Raw genomic sequence first — 1283 nt, 5'->3', positions numbered from 1 at the left:
GGGGCTTCGTCTGCCCCGTCACGGTGGTCAGTGGCGACCGGTGGAAACTCGGGCAGCTCGCGCCCGGGGACACCGTGCGGTTCGTCCGCGTCCGGGTCGACGCGGCCGGTGACCGCGCCGGGATCTCGGGGGCGAGGGGGGCCGGCCGCCCGTTCGTCCTCGGCGACGGCGGTGATCGCGACGACGGCGTGCTGGGCCGCGGACACACCGCCGACGGCGTCACCGAGGTGACCTACCGCCGGGGCGGTGACGACAACGTCCTGGTCGAGTACGGCCGCATGGAGCTCGATCTCGAACTGCGCGCCCGCGCCCACGCCCTCTACCTGCACCTGCAGTCGAACCCCGTCCCCGGCCAGCAGGACCTCACGCCCGGGATCCGATCGCTGCAGGTCAAGATCACGCCCGGCCGCAGCACCGTCGGTGCCACCCTGGCCGCCCTGCGCGAGGCCGAGACCGCCATGCCCGCGGCCGAGTCCCTGGTGGTGCCGAGTCGACGCGTCCGGCTCCCGCTGAGCTGGGACGACCCCGCCACCAAGGAGGCCATCGAGAGGTACATGTACGGCGTGCGCGACGACGCCCCGTGGTGTCCGTGGAACATCGAGTTCATCCGCCGGATGAACGGCCTGGAGACCGCTGACGACGTCTACCGCACCGTCTTCGACGCCGAGTACATGGTGCTGGGACTCGGGGACGTCTACCTCGGGGCACCGGTGGCCACGCCGCTGGACCCGCGCCACCGCCTGGTGACGACCAAGTACAACCCCGCCCGGACGTGGACTGCGGAGAACTCGGTCGGGATCGGCGGCGCCTACCTGTGCATCTACGGGATGGAGGGGCCGGGTGGCTACCAGTTCGTGGGCCGCACCACCCAGGTGTGGAACCACCGGCACCCGGAACCTGCACCGGGTTTCGACGCTGAACACCCGTGGCTGCTGCGGCACTTCGACCGCATCTCTTGGGACCCCGTCACCTCCGAGGAGCTGGCCGACCTCCGGGCCGACACCGCCGCTGGACGGGGGATCGTCGACATCACCGACGACACGTTCTCCCTGGCCGAGCACAACGCGTTCTGCGAGCGGGAGGCCGAGTCGATCGCCTCCGCCCGACGCCGCATGGAACATGCCCGCGCCGAGGAGTTCTCGCGTTGGGCCGCCAGTGGGGAGCTGAGCGCATGAGCGGCACCGTTAGTCCAGCCGGGGTGCGGGACGCCGCGGCGGCGAGGGTCGACGATGTGCTCGCGCGGCTCGCCGCGGCGGACCGCCCGGAGGTGTTTCTCCAGGTCC

1 protein-coding gene is annotated in these 1283 nt (G+C 71.9%); it reads left to right on the top strand.

The genetic code is table 11. The features are described from left to right. A partial coding sequence (locus tag G6027_RS16540) for a carboxyltransferase domain-containing protein (protein WP_182638103.1) occupies positions 1 to 1175 on the top strand: 1175 nt, incomplete at its 5' end. Positions 1176 to 1283 lie beyond the last annotated feature (108 nt).

It is taken from the genome of Dietzia sp. SLG310A2-38A2 (assembly GCF_014145095.1).
In the GTDB taxonomy this organism is placed as follows: domain Bacteria; phylum Actinomycetota; class Actinomycetes; order Mycobacteriales; family Mycobacteriaceae; genus Dietzia.
The sequence above is the reverse complement of the archived record's forward strand: the minus strand, read 5'-3'. Positions and strand labels throughout refer to the sequence as shown.